General features: G+C 68.1%; 15 protein-coding genes. 7 read left to right on the top strand and 8 right to left on the bottom strand.

Annotation, left to right across the window (positions count from 1 at the left end; genetic code table 11):
* The first annotated feature begins 152 nt into the window (after window positions 1-152).
* On the top strand, window positions 153-1,190 hold the full coding sequence (locus C458_RS15360; RefSeq protein WP_004065320.1) for a PrsW family intramembrane metalloprotease: 1,038 nt from the start codon (window positions 153-155) through the stop codon (window positions 1,188-1,190).
* Between the two features lie 56 nt (window positions 1,191-1,246).
* Here the strand turns inward: C458_RS15360 and C458_RS15365 are convergent, their stop codons facing one another.
* Entirely contained in the window at window positions 1,247-1,858 is a 612-nt protein-coding gene (locus C458_RS15365) for a riboflavin synthase (protein ID WP_008577079.1), read from the bottom strand.
* A 109-nt stretch (window positions 1,859-1,967) separates the two neighbouring features.
* Here C458_RS15365 and C458_RS15370 point away from each other — a divergent pair, with 109 nt between their 5' ends.
* The gene (locus C458_RS15370; protein WP_008577080.1) at window positions 1,968-2,702 is read left to right on the top strand and encodes a DUF502 domain-containing protein; all 735 of its coding nucleotides are present in this window, start codon (window positions 1,968-1,970) and stop codon (window positions 2,700-2,702) included.
* A 1-nt stretch (window position 2,703) separates the two neighbouring features.
* On the opposite strand, the gene C458_RS15375 is transcribed toward C458_RS15370, so the two are convergent.
* Window positions 2,704-4,530, bottom strand: coding sequence for an SLC13 family permease (locus tag C458_RS15375; RefSeq protein ID WP_008577081.1), 1,827 nt, complete (start codon window positions 4,528-4,530; stop codon window positions 2,704-2,706).
* A 147-nt stretch (window positions 4,531-4,677) separates the two neighbouring features.
* On the opposite strand from C458_RS15375, the gene C458_RS15380 reads away from it, so the two are divergent.
* Window positions 4,678-4,920 carry a hypothetical protein gene (locus C458_RS15380; RefSeq protein ID WP_008577082.1) on the top strand — a complete coding sequence of 81 codons (243 nt, stop codon included), beginning with the start codon at window positions 4,678-4,680 and terminating at the stop codon, window positions 4,918-4,920.
* Here the strand turns inward: C458_RS15380 and C458_RS15385 are convergent, their stop codons facing one another.
* The 5 genes from C458_RS15385 to C458_RS15400 all read right to left on the bottom strand — a co-directional run bounded on the left by C458_RS15385 (window position 4,921) and on the right by C458_RS15400 (window position 11,334).
* On the bottom strand, window positions 4,921-6,096 hold the full coding sequence (locus tag C458_RS15385) for a M24 family metallopeptidase (protein ID WP_008577084.1): 1,176 nt from the start codon (window positions 6,094-6,096) through the stop codon (window positions 4,921-4,923).
* Between the two features lie 6 nt (window positions 6,097-6,102).
* Window positions 6,103-7,953, bottom strand: coding sequence for a UvrD-helicase domain-containing protein (locus tag C458_RS15390; RefSeq protein ID WP_008577086.1), 1,851 nt, complete (start codon window positions 7,951-7,953; stop codon window positions 6,103-6,105).
* A gap of 157 nt (window positions 7,954-8,110) precedes the next feature.
* Window positions 8,111-8,287, bottom strand: a complete 177-nt coding sequence (locus C458_RS18900; RefSeq protein ID WP_004044508.1) for an HVO_0416 family zinc finger protein — start codon at window positions 8,285-8,287, stop codon at window positions 8,111-8,113.
* A 91-nt stretch (window positions 8,288-8,378) separates the two neighbouring features.
* A complete protein-coding gene (locus C458_RS15395; protein ID WP_008577089.1) occupies window positions 8,379-9,893 on the bottom strand; it encodes a carboxypeptidase M32 in 1,515 nt (504 codons plus the stop codon).
* A 346-nt stretch (window positions 9,894-10,239) separates the two neighbouring features.
* Window positions 10,240-11,334: a M20 family metallopeptidase gene (locus C458_RS15400; protein ID WP_008577091.1), complete on the bottom strand. Its 1,095-nt coding sequence runs from the start codon at window positions 11,332-11,334 to the stop codon at window positions 10,240-10,242.
* A gap of 168 nt (window positions 11,335-11,502) precedes the next feature.
* Between C458_RS15400 and C458_RS15405 the strand changes: the two genes are divergently transcribed.
* Together C458_RS15405 and C458_RS15410 are read left to right on the top strand one after the other, a co-directional pair.
* Window positions 11,503-13,134: a methyl-accepting chemotaxis protein gene (locus C458_RS15405; protein WP_008577093.1), complete on the top strand. Its 1,632-nt coding sequence runs from the start codon at window positions 11,503-11,505 to the stop codon at window positions 13,132-13,134.
* 117 nt (window positions 13,135-13,251) lie between these two features.
* The gene (locus C458_RS15410) at window positions 13,252-15,132 is read left to right on the top strand and encodes a PINc/VapC family ATPase (RefSeq protein WP_008577095.1); all 1,881 of its coding nucleotides are present in this window, start codon (window positions 13,252-13,254) and stop codon (window positions 15,130-15,132) included.
* Between the two features lie 114 nt (window positions 15,133-15,246).
* On the opposite strand, the gene C458_RS15415 is transcribed toward C458_RS15410, so the two are convergent.
* A complete protein-coding gene (locus C458_RS15415; protein ID WP_004044502.1) occupies window positions 15,247-15,540 on the bottom strand; it encodes a helix-turn-helix domain-containing protein in 294 nt (97 codons plus the stop codon).
* 123 nt (window positions 15,541-15,663) lie between these two features.
* On the opposite strand from C458_RS15415, the gene C458_RS15420 reads away from it, so the two are divergent.
* Window positions 15,664-15,978, top strand: a complete 315-nt coding sequence (locus C458_RS15420) for a hypothetical protein (protein ID WP_004044501.1) — start codon at window positions 15,664-15,666, stop codon at window positions 15,976-15,978.
* Window positions 15,979-15,980: 2 nt separating this feature from the next.
* Window positions 15,981-17,795 (top strand): ribosome biogenesis/translation initiation ATPase RLI, encoded by a 1,815-nt coding sequence (locus tag C458_RS15425; RefSeq protein ID WP_008577096.1) that lies wholly within the window; start codon window positions 15,981-15,983, stop codon window positions 17,793-17,795.
* The last annotated feature ends 35 nt before the right edge of the window (window positions 17,796-17,830 follow it).

Below are 17,830 nucleotides of genomic sequence, written 5' to 3' on the forward strand. Positions count from 1 at the left end.
GAGCGGAGGCATTAACGTCGTACGGTCGGCCGTCGACCAGTCGGTCGCCGGTCGCCGGTCGCCAGCCATCCGACTGTCGACCCTCCGCCCCCCATGTCACGGGATGCCGTGGCCGAAGCTATTACCAGACGCAATACCCTTTATGCCACGTAATGGACCAGCAGGACCCAGTCGAGCAGGCGTCCGACGGCTCGGACGACCTCTACGACATCGCCACGTGGGAGGAACGAACCTCGGTTGACGGGCTGGCGGTCGCGCTCTACCGGCTGCTGGTCGCGTCGACGCGAGTGGTCGTCATCCTCGCCGCGCTGCTCATCCTCGTCGGTATCGGCGGCCTCTCGGCGCTCACCGACCCGCAGGTCGGCGCGCTCACCCTGCTTTCGGCGCTGCCGGCGCTCGCGCTCGCCGGCTACGTCTACTACTCCGACGTGACCCAAAACGAGCCGCTTTCGATGCTCGTGGTGACGTTCCTCCTCGGCGTCCTCACGGCCACGTTCGCGGCGATTCTCAACTCGCTTCTGAGCAACGTCGGCCAGACCATCGCGGGCGAGTTCCAGCTGGCGCTCGGCTTCCTCGGCAGCGTCGTGTTCTACTTCCTCGTCGTCGGGCCGGTCGAAGAGACCGTCAAGCTCCTCGCGGTCAGGCTGTACGCCTACTCTCACGACAGCTTCAACGCCGTCATCGACGGGGCCGTCTACGGCGCGATGGCCGGCCTCGGCTTCGCCACCATCGAAAACGCGCTGTATATCACTCGGAATCTCAGCTCTTCAGGGCTCGATGTGGGTTCCGGCGGCGTCGGCATCATCGCCGCCGGCGGGACGATTACCGCGGTCCGAGCGCTCGCCGGGCCGGGACACGTCATCTACTCGGCCATCGCCGGCTACTACCTCGGCCTCGCCAAGTTCAACAAGGAGAACGCCGGCCCCATCGTCATCAAGGGCCTCATCCTCGCGGCGCTGGTCCACGCGACGTACAACTCGACGGTCGGCCTCGGCTCGACCGTCATCGCGGGGATAACCGGCCTCGGCGGTCTCGCGGCCTTCCTCGTCTACGTCATCATCTACGACGGCGTCTTCGGGCTCTACCTCATCGGGAAGCTCCGCCGGTACAGTCAGGCCTACCACAGCGCCCACGCGTCCGGTCCGAGCGCGGCGTCGTTCAGCTCGGAGCAGACTGAGTTCGAGGACTGAAGCGAGGCGGCGACGGCGCGAAAAAGCGAGCGAGACGAACCGCGTCCTTCTCCCGCTTACTCGACGACCAACCGCTCGGCGTAGCCGTCGAGCATCGATTCGACGTACTTCGCCACCACGTCCACCTCGACGTGAATCGGGTCACCGACCGCCTTTTCGGAGAGCGTCGTCAGGTCGTAGGTCGTCGGGATGATGGCCGCGGCGAAGGTGCCTTCGCGGCGGTCCGCCACGGTGAGGCTGATGCCGTCGAGACAGACCGAGCCCTTCTGGACGACGTAGTTCGCCAGCGACTCGGGAAGGTCGAACTCGAAGAACCAGTCGTCGCCGACGCGTTCGACGTTCGTGACCGTCGTCGTCCCGTCGACGTGGCCCTGCACGATGTGGCCGTCGAAGCGGTCGTCGGCCGCGAGGGCGCGTTCGAGGTTGACGCGGTCGCCTTCGACCGCATCACCGAGGTAGGTCTTCTCGACGGTTTCGGCCGCGAGGAACACCTCGAACCAGTCGTCACCGAACGCCTCGACGGTCAGGCAGACGCCCGAGACCGCGATTGACTGGCCGTGGTGGAGGTCGTCGAACGCGAGGTCGGTTCGGATGCGGAGGCGGCGACCGCCGTCGGTGTCGGTCACAGCGACGATTTCGCCCGGCCCCTCCACGATTCCCGTGAACATACCCGCGGCTTCGGTCGGGTGCAGTTAATGCCTATCGTTTCCGTTCTTCATCACGTTTTCGTGACACTCTCGCCCATACAATTTTACCGTCATCGTCCGGAGAGTCGGTATGGACGTTCTGTCCCGACTGCGGAGCAGTTTCGTCACCGGCCTCATTCTCGTGACCCCGCTGGCCGTGACCGTGTTCGTCCTCCAGTTCGCGTTCAACCGCATCACCGCCGCGCTCCGCCCGGTCGTCCGCGAGGTGACGCCCTTCCTCGCCGGAGCGCTCAACTACTCCGGCGACATCGTCTTCATCTCGCAGGTGCTGTCGGCGCTCACCATCGCCGTGGCCATCTCGCTTCTCGGCTACCTCGCGTCGATGAGCCTCGGTCAGCGGCTCTTCGGGAGCTTCGAGCGCGGTGTTCGGCTCCTGCCGCTCGTCCGCACCATCTACTTCGGCGTCCGGCAGGTGTCGGAGTCGCTCACCGAACCGACCGCCGGCTACGACCGCGTGGTGTTGGTCGAGTACCCGCGCGAGGGGCTGTTTTCCATCGGCTTCGTCACGAACGAGGCTCCGCCGTCGGTCTCGGAGGTCTCCGACGACGACCTGTTTACCGTGTTCGTCCCGCACAGCCCGAACCCGACCGCCGGGGCGCTCGTCATGGTCTCGCCCGACGAGATTCGTGAGCTCGATATGCCGGTCCGCCGCGGCCTCCGACTGCTCGTCACCACGGGGCTGAGCGTCGACGACCCCGAGACGCTCCCCGCCGGACCCGCGGGATACGACCCCTCGAACGGCGAGGGCGGCGTCCGGGCGGAGACTGACCAGCGTCGCAGCGCGGGCGAGAGCCGGGCCGAGTGAGTTACACGCCCCAGATGAGGGCGATGCCGGCGGTCGTGACGACCGCGAGCAGGAGTTGGAGCGGCGCGCCCACGCGGAGGTAGTCGGTGAATCGGTAGCCGCCCGGCCCGTACACCATGAGGTTCGTCTGGTAGCCGATGGGCGTCATAAACGCCGTGCTTCCGCCGAACGTGACCGCGAGCGCGAAGCCGAAGGGGTCGGCACCGAGGCCGAACGCGGTGTCGATGGCGACCGGGAGCAGGAGGACGACGCTCGCGACCGGGGTGATGACGTTCGCCAGCAGCCCCGTGAGCAGGTAGAACGCGGCGACCACGGCGATGACGGGCAGGTAGGTCGCGGCGACGCCGACGAACTCAGAGATGAGCGCGACGCCGCCGGTCAGTTGGAGCGCCCGGCCGAGCGGGATGACGCCCGCCAGCAGGAAGATGACGTTCCAGCTCACCGCGTCGTAGGCGTCGCTCGCGGACAGACAGCCGAGCGAGACCATCGCGGCGACGCCGCCGAGCGCGGCGATGGCGATGGGGACGACGCCGAGCGCGGCCAGCCCGATGACCGCCGCGACGACGGCGAACGCCCGGAACGCCGTGGGCGACAGCCCGCCGTTGTCCTCGATGAACTCGTCTGCGACCTCGCTCGTCACGACGAAGTCGCCGCTGTCGCGGAGATACCGCGCCGTCTCGTTCGTCGTCTGGAGGAGCAGCGAGTCGCCGGCTCGGAGGTCCACGTCGCGGAAGTGCTCGCGGATGAGGTCGCCGCCGCGCCGGCGGACCGCGAGCACGGTCGCGTCGTACCGCTCGCGGAGTCGCGCGCCGCCGATGGTCTCGCCGACGAGGCCGGATTCTCGGGGGACGACGAGTTCGACGAGCGCCACGCGGTCGGGCCGGTCGAGTTCGGCGTCGGTGACCGACGCGCGAGGGAGAAATCGCAGGTCCGCGAGGTCGCAGAAGCGCCGAATCGTCGCGGGGTCGCCCCGGACGGTCAGGATGTCGCGGGCGGCCACCTCGCGGTCGGAGTCGGCCGCGATGAAGTGTTCGCCGCCGCGGAGCACGTCGAGGATGTCCGCGTTGAGGTCGCGGTAGGTGTCGTCGGAGACCTCGCCCGCCGGGATGCCGACGAGCGGCGACCGCGCGGGGACGAGCACGCGGGCGAGAAACGGCTCGACGCCGTAGTTGCCGGTTCGGTTCCCGGGCTCGATTCGCTCGGGCAGGAGCCGCGGCGCGACCGCAAGCAGGTAGCCCGCGCCGACGACGAACACGAGCGCCCCGAGCGGCGTGAACGTGAACATCGAAAACGGCGGCAGTCCGGTGGCTTCGGCGTAGGCCTCGCTGGCGACGAGGTTCGTCGCCGTCCCGACGAGAGTGAGCGTGCCGCCGAGCATCGAGGCGTACGAGAGGGGAATGAGGAGCTTCGACGGCGAGACGTTCGCCTGGTCCGCGAGGTCCGACACCATCGGCACGAACACCGCCACGACCGGCGTGTTGTTGACGACGCCCGCGATGGGGCCGGTGAGACCGACGACCGCGGCGAGCAGTCGGCTCTCGCTGCCGTTCGTGAACGAGGCGACCGCGTCGCCGAGGACGCGAATCGCGCCGGTCTGTCGAACCCCCTCGCTGAGGGCGTACATCGAGAGGATGGTAATCGTCGCGGCGCTCGAAAACCCCGACAGCCCCGTCTGGAGGTCGACTCGCGTCCACGGTTCGAGGACGACCAGCGCGACGATGACGCCGATGGCCGTCACGTCCGGCGGGGCCGCCTCCGTCACGAACAGCGCCATCGTGACGACGACGAGGGCGAAGACGACGAGCATTCCGGACGTGACGGCGACCATGCGGGCAGTCGACTCGGCGGCGGCTTAATGCTACCCCGCGCGACTGTCGGTCGCGGCGACGGGTCGCCCGTCTCACTCGCCCCACCGGCGCTCGCGCCCACGGGCCGGTCGCGACGCTTTTAGTCGCCCGCGGTGTAGCCCCGGGCGATGCGACTCGGAATCATGGAGATGGTCGGTCTCGCGGCGACCCTCATCTTCGCCATCCCCGTCGGCGGCTTCGGCCTCACGCTCCTCGCCGACGGGCGGACCGTCTTCGGCGGCTCGATGCTCCTTCTCGCGGTGCTCATGGTCGCGCTCCCGAAGTTCCTCACCATGCCGCAGGACCTCCCCTCGCTCGCGGCCGAGAAAGTCGTCGGCGGCGTCGCGAAAGAGCCGGACGACGAGGAGTAACTACCAGCGACTCGGGTCGAGCCCGGTCGGCGCGGCGCCGAGCAGTCGCGGCCCGTCGTCACCGACGACCAACACGTCGGTCAGTTCGACCCGGCCGTGGTCCGGGTGCGTGACCGCGGCGCGGACCCGCAGGACGTTGCCGGCGACGAGTTCTCGGTCGCCGTCGAGCGGCGGGTTCTCCCGGGCCGCGAGGCCGATGCCGCCGCCCACGTCTCTCGTCACCTCGTCGGCCATCGAGAAGCCGAACGCGGCGGTCTCCGCCCGGAGTTCGCTCCCGAGGAAGCCGGCGTCGTCGCCGGGGTCGGCCTCGACCAGACTGACCGTTCTGGCGGCGTCGCAGGCGACGTGCGCTCGGCGCTCCCACCCGCCGTCGGGATCGACGACGAAGGTGCGGGCCAGCGCGCCCCGGTAGCCGGTCGGCCCGCGCGGGCCGACCGAGACGACTATCGGTTCGCCCGACCGGAGCTCGATCGGCTCGCCCCCGTCGCCGCGGGTTCCCGCGCGAATCGTCGTCGCACCCGCGGCATCGACGCCCTCGGCCGCGAGCGTCGCGTTCACCTGTCGGCGGAGTCGCTCGGTGGACAGGGGCGCGCCGTCCCAGTGGAGGACGGACTGTTCGTCGTCACCGTCGCCGCCGTCGCCCTCACGGCCACTGTCGCCGTCGCGGTCATCGGCTTCCTCGACGGTCGCCGCCGCCAGTATCGCGGCGGCGCGACCGACGCCGCGAGTCGCCGCGCGCTGGGCGGCCTCGATAGCGTCGCGCTCGGCGTCGTCTTTCACCGCGCGGGCGGCTTCGACCGCCGGGGTCGACGCGAGGTCGTAGCCCGCCGCTTCGAGGTGGAGCGCGGCGTCGTGCGGAATCGTCCGGGGCGCGAGGACGGTCCCTTCGGTCGCGTCGGCCGCGTGCTCCGCGAGGACGGCCGCGGCGGCCGTCCCCGGCGGCCTGTCGTCGACGCGGATCGAGCTGACCGGGAGCGACGGCGGTTCGACGGTCGAGGGGACTCTGAGATGCGTCTCGCCGTCGACGCGGACGAACACGAGGTCGCAGTCGAACGCGCGGCCGGTGAGGTAGCGACTCGTCGGGTCGGCACCGCGGGAGACGGCGACGAAGCCGACGGCGTCTCGCTCGGACACGGCGGCGTCGATGGCGTCGCCGCCGCGAGGTCTCCCTCGCACGGGACGTTACGCCTCGGGTTCGGGCGCGGGCAGTTCCTGCGCGTCGTCGACGAGTTCCTGCGCGGGGTCCTCGCGAATCTCGTTGTGGAGCAGGACGCTGATGGGGAGCGTCGGCGCGCCGGTGACGAGGTTTTCGAGGACGATGAGGCGCTCGCGGGCGCGGGACATCCCGACGTAGAAGACGCGGCGCTCGTTGTCGGTGATGAGCGGGACGGGGCTCGTCGTCGCGGTGAACTCCTCGATGCCGCGGGCTTCGAGCTCCTCGTCGGAGACGGACGCCGCCATCTGCTCGACCACCTTCTCGGTCAGGTCGGTCGCCATGAACACGTGGTCGGCCTCGCGACCCTTCGCGGAGTGGATGGTGCCGACGCGGACGCGACTGGGGTCCATCTCCTCGTAGCCGCCGCCGAAGTACGCGTTGACTGACTTGCGCTGGAAGCTCGTCACCTTGCGGACCATGTCGCTCGCGGACGAACTGTCGGGGGCGAAGGGTGCGAAGTTCTTGATTTCCTTCGGCGTGAACTCGATGTTCGTGATGTCGTCGACGCCGACTTCCTCCTGTCTGTCGTCGATGGCGTCGAAGAGGTCGTCGCGGTCGTTCGTGCCGAACGCGGAGTCCTGGAGCATGTCCGCGAGGCGGCGGGCCTCCAAGCCGTTGACGGGCTCTTCGGCGTCGAGCGCCTCGACCGCGCGGACGTACTGCGTGAGCCGGTCGGTCCACATGCGCTGGTCGGTCAGCGTCGAGAAGGGGATGCCCGACGGGAGGAACTCGTCGATGAACTGGAACATCTGGTAGCGCGCGCGGAACAGCACCATCACGGTGCCCTCGTCTTTCTCGACGGTGTAGCGGACGTTCCGGGCGAGTTCGAGCATCGACGGGCTCTCGACGGCCTCGACCGCGCCGCCCTCCTTGCGGGGCTTGAGGTCCTTCTCCTGTCGCTTGTCGATGTGGCGAATCTCCCGGTTGACGACGTTGAGGACGTTCGACGGGAGGCGGTAGGAGTTCGGCAGAATCTCGTCGTTGTCGCGTTCGGCGTCGAGAAGGAGGTTCGGGTCCGCGCCCTGCCACGCGTAGACGACCTGGTCGTCGTCGCCGGCGATGAGGACGCCCCGCATGTGGGGCTTCCACTCCTCGTACACGTCGTACTGGAGGGTCGTGATGTCCTGGAACTCGTCGATGACGAGGTAGTCGACGTTGGGGACGAGCGCGCGCTGCTTGACGCGTTCGAGCATGTCAGCGAATCCGACCAGCCCGTGTTCGCCCTTGTAGGCGCGCCACGCGCGGATGGCCTCGGGGATGTCGATGCGGTCGTCGTCGGAGGGCCACGTCGGGGTGTACTTGTTGCCCTCTTGGGCGTTCGGGTCGACCTCCGGTGGGAGGCGGACCTCCTCGACGTTCCACTGGAACGGCACGTCGTACCAGTCGGACACGTCACGGCGGGTGCGCTGGAGCCACTGGCTCGTGGCGATGACCTTGTTGCCGATGGTGGTCGAGCGGGCGGTCCGGCGGCCCGCGCCGCCGTACTCGTCTTCGAACTCGATGCCGTACTCCTCGCAGAACTCCTGTTTGTCGCTCTCGCCGACCACGTCGTTCCGCGAGAGGCTCAAGAGTTCGTACGCCTTCGCGTGCATCGTCGAGACGTTCCCCTTCAGCGACCGGGGGTTGATGTCGAGTCGCTCAGCGAGCCGGTCGCGGACCTCGGCCGCCGCGGCTCGGGTGTAAGAGACGACGAGAATGTCGCGGATGGTGACGCCGTCTTGTTCGAGAATCTCCTCGACCTTGTCGAGCAAGGCCGTGGTCTTCCCGCTTCCCGGGCCGCCGAACAGCCGGGTGACGGTCACGTCGGATTCGCTCATTGTGCACGTTCACGGTCTTATCGGTGATAAGCGACGTGCTTCGGACGAGGGCGAACGCGCCCGGAGTAGCGTACTCGCCGGGCGTTCGCGGACGGCTCACCGAACGGGTGAGAAACCGTCGAGAACAGGTGCTCGTGGCGTGGTCAGTTCGGACGCGTCAGGCCTCCGGCACCCACCCGCAGACGGAGCAGGTCGCCGCGCCCATGTCGTGCAGGGCCCCGCAGTCGGGGCACTGCAACTTGTTATAGGATCGGTCCCAGCGTGCCGGTTCTGTCTCGTGACCGCGGTCGGTCAAGAACTGGTCGAACAAGTCGTCACTGGGTGCTGAGGCCATACATGGTATGATATGGCATACCCCTATTTAGTTCCTACGACGACTCCGAGTCGTCGAAAATCGGGCGACTGCGGCGGACTGTTCCGCTCGCTTACAGGTCGTACAGCGCGCCGTATTTCGACTCGACGTAGTCGAGGAAGTCGTCGGCGGCGAACGCCTCGCCGGTGGCTCGCTTCACGAGGTCGTTCGTCTCGTAGCGCCGGCCGTGGCGGTGGACGTTCTCCCGGAGCCACTCCCGGAGGTCGTCGAACTCGCCGTCGGTCAGTTTCCCGTCGAGGTCGTCGATTTCCTCCTCTGCGGCCGAAAACAGTTGGGCGGCCATGATGGAGCCGAGCGAGTAGGTCGGGAAGTAGCCGAAGTTCCCGTACGCCCAGTGGATGTCCTGCAGACAGCCCTCGGAGTCGGTGTCCGGCCGGATGCCGAGATACTCCTCGTACTTGTCGTTCCACGCCTCCGGCACGTCCTCGACGGCGAGGTCGCCGGCGATGAGGTCGCGTTCGAGTTCGAACCGGATGACGATGTGGAGGTGGTAGGTCAGTTCGTCCGCCTCGACGCGGATGAGGTTGTCGTCGTACACCTGATTGGCCGCCTCGTAGGCCTCCTCGACCGTCGCGTCGACCTCGGGGAACCGGTCTTCGAGCGTGGGCAGGAAGTGCCGCCAGAAGGCCCGCGAGCGCCCGACGTGGTTCTCCCAGAGCCGCGACTGCGACTCGTGGACCGAGAGGTTGCGGTCCTCACCGAGCGGGGTCGCGTAGTGCTCGTCGGGCAGGCCGAGCGTGTACAGCGCGTGGCCGAACTCGTGGACGGTCGAAAACAGCGACCCGAGCACGTCTGACTCGTCGTAGCGGGTCGTCACGCGGGCGTCGAACTGCGTCCCCGACGAGAACGGGTGCGGGGCGGTGTCGAGGCGGCCGCGCTCCCACGGGTAGCCGAGCGTCGTGAGCGCGTCGCGGACGAGTTCCTCCTGGTCGTCCTCGGGGAACTCGCCCTCGAAGGCGTCCACCGCGAGGTCCGTGTCGGACTCGCGGATGTCCTCTATCATCGGGACGAGCACCTCGCGCACCTCTGCGAGAATCTCCTCGGCCTGTTCGAGCGGGAGACACGGCTCGTAGTCCTCGAACAGCACCTCGTAGGGGTCGCGGTCGGGGTCGATGTGCTCGGCGTACTGCCGCTTCAGTTCGACGTGTTTCTCCAGATGTGGCGCGAATTTCTCGAAGTCGTCTTCGGCTTTCGCCTGCTTCCACGCCGGGATGGCCTCCGACGACGCCGCCGAAATCTGCTCGACGAGGTCGTTCGGCACGCGGGCCGCCCGCTCGTAGTCGCGGCGGAGTTCGCGCAGCACGTCGGCCTGCTCGTCGGTCGGGTCGTCGGCCTCGGCCGCGTCGAGGAGGTCCCCGAACTCGTCGTCGGTCAGGAGTTCGTGGCTCAAGGCGGAGAGCGCGGACATCTGCTGGGAGCGCGCGGGCGTCCCCTCGTCGGGCATCATGACCTGCTGGTCCCACGAGAGGATGCCGCCGGCGTTCTCGACGTTGGCGATTCGCTTGTACTTCGTGAGGAGTCGGTCGTACGCCGACTCCGAGTCGGATTCCGCGGAGGACTGTGCCATGGTACGAACGGTGGTCTCGGAGGCGTATTAAACCGCAGGAGCCGGGCATCGTGGCGGGGTTTTGCTGCGCAGTTGTCGCTGGTCTTCGCCCTAACTGGTCGCGCTATCAACTCCGGCGAGATAGCGACCGGCTCCAACGACGCGACAGCCTCGACCGACACCACCACGAAAGCCCCCGCGAGCGACGACTCCCGCGGCGACGCGCGCTCCTCGGCCTCCGGCCTGCGGTGCTCACGCCGCCGGGGTTCGCCCTCGCTCGCGGCCCCTTTCAGTCCCGCCCGGTGGTTTGTCGGTCGTCGTCGCGGGTGGCGTGTTCAGGCGTCGTCGCCGGCGGATTTGACCGCTCTCACCAGTCTTCAACGAGGTCACGGTACGTCTCGTAACACCGCGCCAGCACGTCGAGCGACACGCTCTCGTCTTTCGTGTGCGCCTCGCCGGGTTCCGAGGGACCGTAGACGACGCAGGTCGTGCCCGCCTGCGCCAGCCACCCGGCGTCGGTCGCGTGGGGCTTCGTCGTCTGCGCCGGCTCCGTGTCGCTGCGGGCCTCGTGGACCGTCCGAGCGGCGTCGAGGACGCGCTCAGCGAACTCGGCGTCGTCGCACGCCATCGGCGGGAGGTCCTGTTCGACGACCCACTCGACGCCCTCGATTTCCGCCGCCAGCGCGAGGTCAGCGAAGCCGCCGGGGACGGTCCGCTCGTCGATGGTCACCTCGCAGCGGTCGGGGATGACGTTCCACGCGCTCCCGCCATCGATTTCGGTGACGGCGATGCTCCCCGAGACGGGGTGGCCGAGGACCTCGGCGTCCGGCACGGAGAGGCCGCGGACAACGTCCACGGCGTCGGTCGCGCGGTAGACGGCGTTCTCGCCGCGCTCGGGTTCGCTGGCGTGGCAGGCGGTCCCGGACGCGACGAGGGTACTCGCCCGGCGGCCCCGATGGGCGACGACCACGTCCGTCCGGTCCGGGCCGGTGTAGTTCGTCGAGCCCTCGGCGACGACGGCGTAGTCGAGTTCGAAGCCGTCGTCGAGGGCGGCGCGGACGCCTTCCCCACCGATTTCCTCGCCGACGAACGAGGCGAAGACGACCTCCGAATCGGCCTCGGCGGCGGCGTCGCGGAAGGCGAGCATCGAGGCCGCGACGGCCCCTTTCATGTCCGCCGCGCCGCGGCCGTAGAGGCGGCCGCCGCGGGTCTCGACCACGTAGTCGCCGTCGTCCGTGGTCTGCCGGTCGGCCGGCGGAACCACGTCGTGGTGGCCGACGAGCGCGAGCGACTCGCCGACGCCGGGGTTGACGCGGGCGACGACGTTCCCCGCGTCGTCTCTGGTCACGTCGGCGTCGGTCTCCTCGCGGAGCCACGATTCGATGGCGTCGCCGGCGGCGGTCTCGTCCTCGTGGCTCGGCACCGACACGAGCGTCTCCGTGAGGTCGCGGAGTTCGTCCATGCCGGCCCGTCGGCGGGTCGCTCCAAAAGCGTGTGGCGTCCGGCAGTCCCGCCACGGACCCGTCGCGACTGCGGCCGGGCACTCCCTCGCGCCGCCCCGCGGGGAGACCGTTATCAAATTCCGAGAATACCCGATCCGGCTTATGACGTATACCCCACACGTCGGAGTATGCGACTCGTCTCGACATACGAACGGTTGCTCTGGGGAAGCATGGACGCGCTCGGCATCTCGGATTCGGTCGAGAGAAAGGTCGTCGCCGCCGTCGCAATCCAGTTCGCGGTCTCGATCGCGCAGGCCGCGCTTCCGTGGGTCGCGACCGGCGCGCTCCGACTCGAACTCTCGGCGCTCCTCCTGTTCGGTTCCGGCCTCGCGTTCGCCAACACGATTATCATCACGCGAAAAGATATCGTCTCGCCAATCGAGTCCATCTCGTCGGCGGCCGCGGGCGTCGCGGCGGGCGACCTGTCGGTCCGTCCCCCGGACGTGAGCGGCACCGACGAGGTGGCTCGCCTCGCCGACGACTTCGGCGCGATGCACGACCACCTCTGCGTCGTCGCCTCGCAGGCGGGCGCGCTTGCTGACCAGCGGTTCGACGACCCGGCGCTCGACGAGGACTTACCGGGCGAGTTCGGTGACGCGCTCGACCGGATGCAGCGCGACCTCGCGGACTACACCCGCAACCTCCAGCACCTCGTGGAGGCGTTCGCCGAGGCGACCTCGCGGGCGCAGGCGGGCGACCTCACCGCCACCATCGACACCGACGACTGGGGCGTCGACGACGAGCGGTACGCGGAGGTCGCGGCGACCTACAACGACCTCGTCCGCACCCTCTCGTCGACCATCGGGGAGGTGCAGTCGTTCGCACAGGAGGTGTCGGAGATGAGTTCGACCGCCCGCGAGCACGTCCGCCGGGCCGACGCCGCCAGCGAGGAAGTCGCCGCCTCGGTCACCGAAATCTCCGACGGCGCGGGGGCGCAGACCGAACACCTCCAGACGGTCTCCGACGAACTCAACACGCTCTCCGCGACCGTCGAGGAGATAGCCGCCTCCGCCGACGAGGTCGCCACCACGGCCGAGACGGCCTCCGAGCGCGGCGAAGTCGGCCGCGCCGCCGCGACCGAGGCGATGGAGGAGTTAGACACCGTGGAGGCCCGCATCGACCGCACCGCCGACGCCGTCGCGGAACTCACCGAGAGCATCGAGGAGATAGACGAAATCGCGGCGTTCATCGACCACGTCGGCTCGCAGACCGACCTGCTCGCCATCAACGCGGCCATCGAGGCCGCCCACGCGGGCGAGGCCGGCGACGGCTTCGGCGTCGTCGCACAGGAGGTCAAGTCGCTCGCCGAGGAGACCCGCGACTCCGCCGACGAGGTCTCGGGCCTCATCGCAGACATCACCGAGCACTCCGAGGAGACGCTGGCCGACGTGCGGGAGATGAACCGGCAGGTCGCCGACAGTCTGGAGACGGTCACGGAGGCCATCAGCGAGTTCGAGACCATCGTGGACATGGTGACGGATATCGACGCCAGCGTGGCCGAGGTGAGCGCCGCGACCGACCAGCAGGCCGAGTCGGCGGCGGACATCGCCGCCCGCGTCGACGACGTGGCGAACATCTCCGAGGAGACCGCCGGCCAGTCGCGAACCGTCGTCGAGACCGCACAGGAGCAGTCCGAGTCCATCGGCGACCTCGCGGACCAGACCGAGGTGCTGTCGTCGCAGGCGACCGACCTCGACGACCTCGTTGAGTCGTTCGAGGTGGTCGACGGCGAGCGAGCCGTCGCGCCGGGCGACGACTGAGTCGGGGCCGCAGGACGCGGGGCGCGGAACGCGGGACGCGGTACCACCCGACGCCCCGCCGGCGGTGTCACCGCTTTTATCTACAACCTTATCCGTCACCCGCCCAAACTCACGCGCATGAAGATAGTGCCGGACACGAGCGCGGTCATCGACGGTCGCGTGTCCGAGCGAGTCGACGACGGCACCTACGAGGGTGCCGACGTACTCGTCCCCGAGGCGGTCGTCAGCGAACTCGAATCGCAGGCCAACGACGGCCGTGACACGGGCTGGGAGGGCCTTTCGGAGCTCCAGCGCCTCGCAGAGTTCGCCGACGACGGCGTCATCGACCTCACGTACGTCGGCCGTCGCCCGAGTTCGGGCGAGACGAAAGGTGCCGGCGAGGGCGACATCGACGCGCTCATCCGCGACATCGCCACCGAGCGGTCGGCGACGCTCCTGACGAGCGACGTGGTGCAGGCCGAAGTGGCGAAGGCGAAGGGCGTCTCGGTCGAGTACGTCGAGGCCGCGGTCCGCGGCTCCGGCGGGCTCATCATCGAGCGGTTCTTCGACGACCAGACCATGTCGGTCCACCTCAAGACCGACACCCGCCCGAAGGCCAAACGCGGCGCGGTCGGCGAGATGCACTACCAGCCAATCGCCGACGAGCCGACCGACGAGGCGACGATGAAGGAGTGGGCCGACGACATCGTCAACTCCGCCCGCGCCGCCACCGACGGCTTCGTCGAACTCTCCGAGCCGGGCATGGACATCGTCCAGTTCCGCGACTACCGCATCGCGGTCGCCCGTCCGCCGTTCGCCGACGGCATCGAAATCACCGCCGTCCGGCCCATCGTCAAGACCGAACTCGACGACTACGAGTTCGCCGACGAACTCCGCGACCGACTCTCCGAGCGCCAGCGCGGCGTCCTCATCGCCGGGTCGCCCGGGGCCGGGAAGTCCACGTTCGCGCAGGCTGTCGCCGAGTTCCTCAACGACAGCGACTACGCGGTCAAGACGATGGAGAAGCCGCGCGACCTCCAGGTCGGCCCCGACATCACCCAGTACACCGCCCTCGGCGGCGACATGGCGAAGACGGCCGACTCGCTGCTGCTCGTGCGCCCCGACTACACCATCTACGACGAGGTCAGAAAGACCGAGGACTTCTCCGTGTTCTCGGACATGCGGCTGGCGGGCGTCGGCATGGTCGGCGTCGTCCACGCCACCCGCGCCATCGACGCGCTCCAGCGCCTCGTCGGCCGGGTCGAACTCGGCATGATTCCGCAGGTCGTCGACACCGTCGTCTACATCGAAGACGGCGAGGTCCACACGGTGTACGACGTGCGCACCGAGGTGAAGGTGCCCGAGGGCCTCTTCGCGGAGGACCTCGCCCGCCCGGTCATCCAGATTCGGGACTTCGAGACCGGCACCCCGAAGTACGAGATTTACACGTTCAACCGGCAGGTCGTCACCGTCCCGCTCGGTGAGGACGGCGAGGAGAAGGAAAGCGGCGTCTCCCGGCTGGCGAAACAGGAAATCGAACGGGAGATTCGCTCCATCGCCCGCGGCCACGTCGACGTCGACTTGCAGGGCCAGAACCGCGCGGTCGTCTACGTCGAAGAGGACGATATCTCCTACGTCATCGGGAAGGGCGGCGGCCGCATCTCAGACGTGGAAGACCGACTCGGAATCGATATCGACGTGCGGACCCACGACGAAAAGCCCTCGTCGTCGGGACAGCACGCGGGTGCGAACGCCGGCGGACAGTCCGGCGCGTCAGCCTCCGCGGGCGGGACCGACGAGGGCGTCGTCGTGACGCCCGAGGTCACCTCGCGGCACGTCGTCGTTCGGATGGACGGCCACGTCGGTGAGACGGTCGAGGTCCGCGCCGACGGGGAGTACCTGTTCACGGCGACGGTCGGGCGCGGCGGCGACATTCAGGTCTCCCGCGGCAGCGCCATCGCCGAGGAACTGGAGAACGCAATCGACAGAAAACAGCAGATTACGGTCGTTCCGGCCTAACAGAACGGCCGAATCGTCGTTTTCGTCGGTCGGAGTTCGACCGGGTCGACACGTCGCAACTGGTCTCTTACGACACCGACTGCGAAGCGTGCGGTGGTTCCGCGGCGGTTCTGATTACTCGGCGCAGCAGGCCTTTTCCTTGCCGCCGTCGGCTTTGGCCTGCGCCTGCTGCGGCGCGAGATCGGTCAACTGATAGAGGTTCTGTCGGGCGTCGGCGAAGTAGACGTCCTCGTCGACGATACCGATTCCCTCCAGTCGTTCGAGCGCGTAGCGAACGGTTCGCGCCGAGAGCATCGACTCTTCGACGATGCCTTTCTGGGTGAGCGGACCGTTGTATTCGAGCACTTTGAAAACGAGCTTCGCACTCGGTGGGAGGTCGTCGAGACTCTCCTCTTCTGTTCCAGCCATCGTTACGAATCGAAACGCGCTACCAGCATAAACCTTGTTGGCCTGCGACCGGCCGACAACGCTTTATCCGGGGGCGGCGGGAGGAACGAACGCCTTTTGACGCCGGATATCGCACGGGAACACATGGCCACGGAAACGCAGACCGGACTCTCCAGTCACATTCGCGGAGTGACGGTCACGACACTCGCCTGCCTCGCCGGCATCGCCGCCGCGGTGGTTTCGGGTGCTGTGGTGGGGACGAGTCCCGAGGCCGCGACCAATCAGTTGGCCGTGGGTATCCTCGGGGCGCTCGTCCTCATCCAGTTCCCCGTGCTTCGCGTCGTCGGCGTCGACGTCAACGGGTTCGGCGCGAAGGACTACCTCTACGTGGTGTTCATGACCTTCGCGCTCTGGTTCATCACGTTCGCCATCCTGCTGACTTCGGGTGTTCAGCTCTAACGATGGCCGACGATAGTATCGCCGTCGTCGACTTGGACCGGTGTTCCCCGGACCGTTGTAGCTACGAGTGCTCGAACTTCTGTCCGCCGAACCGGACGGGCAAAGAGTGCATCACGCTCCGCGGCGAGGACGCCGAGCAGGGCGGCCCCGACCAGGTGCGCATCTCCGAGGAAATCTGTCTCGGCGAGACCTGCGGCATCTGCGTCGAGAAATGCCCCTTCGACGCAATCGAAATCATCAACCTCCCGTCGGAGCTCGACGAGGAGCCGACCCACCGCTACGGCGAGAACGCCTTCTCGCTGTACGGGCTTCCGGTCCCCGAGGCCGGGTCGGTCACGGGCATCCTCGGCCCGAACGGTATCGGGAAGACGACCGCCGTCCGCGCCCTCGCTGGCGAGATGGTCCCCAACCTCGGCAACTACGACGACGACCCGACGTGGGAGGCCGTCCTCGACCGCTTCCGCGGGACCGAACTCCAGAACTACGTCGAGGAGGTCCGCGACGGCGAGGTCTCCATCGCGCGCAAGCCGCAGTACGTCGACCAGATTCCCAAGCAGTTCGACGGGACGGCGCGCGAACTCCTCGAAGCGACCGACGAGCGCGGCGCGCTCGACTCCTACATCGACCGTCTCGACATCGGTCCCGTCGTCGACAACGACATCGAGACGCTCTCCGGCGGCGAGCTTCAGCGGGTCGCCCTCGCGGCGACGCTCGCCCGCGACCGCGACTTCTACTTCCTCGACGAGATTTCGCCGTACCTCGACATCGGCCAGCGCGTCACCGCCGCGCGGCTCATCCGCGAACTCGCGGAGGACGAAGACCGCGCGGTGCTCGTGGTCGAACACGACCTCGCCATCCTCGACCTGCTCGCCGACACGCTCCACGTCGCCTACGGTGAGCCCGGCGCGTACGGTGTCATCACCGACCCCAAGTCGGTCCGAAACGGCATCAACGAGTACCTGAAGGGTTACCTCTCGAACGAGAACATGCGCATCCGCCCGGAGGCCATCACCTTCGAGGAGCACGCGCCCCGGGAGACGACGAAGGCCGAACCCCTCGTCGAGTACCCCGACCTCGCCAAGTCCTACGGCGACGGCGAGTTCTCGCTCGAAGTCGAATCCGGCACCATCTACAACGGCGAAGTGCTCGGCGTCGTCGGCCCGAACGGTATCGGGAAGTCCACGCTCGCACAGCTGTTTACGGGCGACCTGACGCCCGACGCGGGCGACCTCGACTTCGCGCTCGACATCTCCTACAAGCCGCAGTACATCGAAATCGACCAGCCGATGCGGGTCGACGCGTTCCTCTCGTCTATCACCGACCAGTTCGGCTCGTCGTACTGGAACACGGAAATCGCCAACCCGCTCCAACTCAACCGCATCATGGAGCGCAACCTCACCGACCTCTCGGGCGGCGAGCGCCAGCGCGTCGCCATCGCGGCGTGTCTCTCGCAGGACGCCGACCTCTACCTGCTCGACGAGCCGTCGGCCCACCTCGACGTGGAACAGCGCGTGCAGGCCACCTCGGCCATCCGCCGCTACGCCGAGAACCACGACGCGACGGTGATGGTCATCGACCACGACATCTACATGATGGACCTGCTCGCGGACCGCCTGATGGTGTTCGACGGCGAGCCGTCCATCGAGGGCCACGCCTCGAAGCCCCAGGAGATGCGCGACGGCATGAACGACTTCCTGTCGGACCTCGACATCACGTTCCGCCGCGACGAGCGCACCCAGCGCCCGCGCATCAACAAGCCCGACTCGCAGCTCGACCGCGAGCAGAAGCGCGCCGGCGAGTACTACTACGCCGAATAGCGACTCGGTACCCGTTCGCTCGCGTTTCCACCCTT

Source organism: Haloferax sp. ATCC BAA-644 (assembly GCF_000336975.1).
GTDB classification, from domain to species: domain Archaea; phylum Halobacteriota; class Halobacteria; order Halobacteriales; family Haloferacaceae; genus Haloferax; species Haloferax volcanii.

Bases quoted from the DNA above. Each gene is read 5' to 3' on its own strand.
- C458_RS15400 (WP_008577091.1), bottom strand. From the start codon at position 11,334: ATGGACGAACTCCGCGACCTCACGGAGACGCTCGTGTCGGTGCCGAGC.
- C458_RS15420 (WP_004044501.1), top strand. From the start codon at position 15,664: ATGGCCACGGAAACGCAGACCGGACTCTCCAGTCACATTCGCGGAGTG.
- C458_RS15395 (WP_008577089.1), bottom strand. From the start codon at position 9,893: ATGGCACAGTCCTCCGCGGAATCCGACTCGGAGTCGGCGTACGACCGA.
- C458_RS15410 (WP_008577095.1), top strand. From the start codon at position 13,252: ATGAAGATAGTGCCGGACACGAGCGCGGTCATCGACGGTCGCGTGTCC.
- C458_RS15380 (WP_008577082.1), top strand. From the start codon at position 4,678: ATGCGACTCGGAATCATGGAGATGGTCGGTCTCGCGGCGACCCTCATC.
- C458_RS15365 (WP_008577079.1), bottom strand. From the start codon at position 1,858: ATGTTCACGGGAATCGTGGAGGGGCCGGGCGAAATCGTCGCTGTGACC.
- C458_RS15425 (WP_008577096.1), top strand. From the start codon at position 15,981: ATGGCCGACGATAGTATCGCCGTCGTCGACTTGGACCGGTGTTCCCCG.
- C458_RS15375 (WP_008577081.1), bottom strand. From the start codon at position 4,530: ATGGTCGCCGTCACGTCCGGAATGCTCGTCGTCTTCGCCCTCGTCGTC.
- C458_RS15360 (WP_004065320.1), top strand. From the start codon at position 153: ATGGACCAGCAGGACCCAGTCGAGCAGGCGTCCGACGGCTCGGACGAC.
- C458_RS15390 (WP_008577086.1), bottom strand. From the start codon at position 7,953: ATGAGCGAATCCGACGTGACCGTCACCCGGCTGTTCGGCGGCCCGGGA.
- C458_RS15415 (WP_004044502.1), bottom strand. From the start codon at position 15,540: ATGGCTGGAACAGAAGAGGAGAGTCTCGACGACCTCCCACCGAGTGCG.
- C458_RS15370 (WP_008577080.1), top strand. From the start codon at position 1,968: ATGGACGTTCTGTCCCGACTGCGGAGCAGTTTCGTCACCGGCCTCATT.
- C458_RS18900 (WP_004044508.1), bottom strand. From the start codon at position 8,287: ATGGCCTCAGCACCCAGTGACGACTTGTTCGACCAGTTCTTGACCGAC.
- C458_RS15405 (WP_008577093.1), top strand. From the start codon at position 11,503: ATGCGACTCGTCTCGACATACGAACGGTTGCTCTGGGGAAGCATGGAC.